The 1,452-nt window shown below is 69.7% G+C and carries 1 protein-coding gene; it reads right to left on the bottom strand.

What is annotated here, in order from left to right; all coding sequences use genetic code 11:
• Positions 1-19 precede the first annotated feature (19 nt).
• Positions 20-991: a D-alanine--D-alanine ligase family protein gene (locus tag HII36_RS55140; RefSeq protein ID WP_173531378.1), complete on the bottom strand. Its 972-nt coding sequence runs from the start codon at positions 989-991 to the stop codon at positions 20-22.
• Positions 992-1,452: the final 461 nt, after the last annotated feature.

Raw genomic sequence — 1,452 nt, 5'->3', positions numbered from 1 at the left:
CTCCTGCTGATGTGTCGGTTTACGCCTGGCCGGGTGAGGGGTGGGAGCGGGCGGCGGCGTTCTGCAGGAGTGCTCGGCAGAGGTCACCGAGATCCTGGCCCGCCGCCTCCGCGGCCATCGGGAGCAGCGAGGTCTCGGTCATGCCCGGCGCGACGTTCACCTCCAGGAAGTACGGATTCCCTGAGCGGTCGACGATGAGATCGGTACGGGAGACGTCACGCAGACCGAGCGCCGTATGGGCGGTGACCGCGGTCTGGGCACATGCGGCGGCCGCCTCGGGGGACAGCCGAGCCGGGGCGAAGAACTCGGTGTGGCCGGCGGTGTAGCGGGCGGCGTAGTCGTACACGCCTTCGTCCGGCACGATCTCCACGGCCGGGAGCGCGACGGGACCGTGACCGAGGTCCACCACGGAGACGGACACCTCCACACCGTCGATGTAGCGCTCGATCAGCGCCGTGTCGCCGTAGGCGAAGCAGCCGACCATGGCGGCGGGCAACTCCTCCGCGGTACGGACGATCGAAGCGCCCAGCGCGGAACCGCCACGGGCTGGCTTGACGAAGAGGGGGAGACCGAGCTGTTCGACGATACGTCCGAGCACGGCGGTGGCACCGAGGTCGTGGAACGTCTCCTTGGGCAGCGTGACCGACTCGGGCGTCAGCACGCCGACCGATCGGACGACGGCCTTGGCGGTCGGCTTGTCGAACGCCACCCGGCAGGCGTCGGGGTCGGCACCGACGTACGGGACGTTCAGCAGTTCGAGGACTGAGCGGATGGCGCCGTCCTCGCCGGCGCCGCCGTGGAGCGTCACGAACACCGCGTCCGGCGGATCGGCCAGGATCGACGGCACCAGAGACGCGTCGGTGTCGCGCGCCTCCACATCGATGCCGGCCGCCCGCAGCACCTCGCTCACCCGGCGACCGGAGCGCAGGGACACCTCACGCTCGTAGGAGAGGCCGCCGGCCAGTACGAGCACATGGCCCAGATCGCTCATCACATCTCCTCCGCTGATCGCACGCTGTCCAACCGTACCGGCGTCAGGGGTTAGGGGGGTACGGGAGGCGGTTCATCCCGCGATGCACTTTGTCGGAGGGAGAGGTCTCCGGTGCGGAGTCCACCGTTTCCGGCTCTTCGGCGTGAGGCGCTTAAGCACTCCTGACGCGGAGAACCGCGCGTTGCAAGTCAGGTGGACGGGCATCGAGGGGCGGTCGGCTGGCAGTGCGATCGGGTGGGTGAATCGGCGGGACGGACGGAAGAGGTCCGGAGCGTGGAGGCCCTGGGTGGGCGAAGCGGCCCGGCCGGTAGAAGACGCCGGATAGGTAGAGGCGGCTTGGTGGGTGGAGGAGGTCCGGAGAGCGGAAGAGGATGGAGGGTGGAGGCGCCGGGTGGATGAAGTGGCCGGGCGGGTGGAAGAGGTTCGGCGGGTGGAAGGCGCCGGGTAGGTAGAGGCGGTCT

The organism is Nonomuraea antri (genome assembly GCF_013283785.1).
In the GTDB taxonomy this organism is placed as follows: Bacteria; Actinomycetota; Actinomycetes; order Streptosporangiales; family Streptosporangiaceae; genus Nonomuraea; species Nonomuraea antri.
Note: the sequence above shows the minus strand (reverse complement) of the source record. Positions and strands in the feature narration are given on the sequence as shown.

What these genes read in the sequence shown, in the direction of transcription:
- HII36_RS55140 (WP_173531378.1), bottom strand. Translation starts at nt 991, where the DNA reads ATGAGCGATCTGGGCCATGTGCTCGTACTGGCCGGCGGCCTCTCCTAC.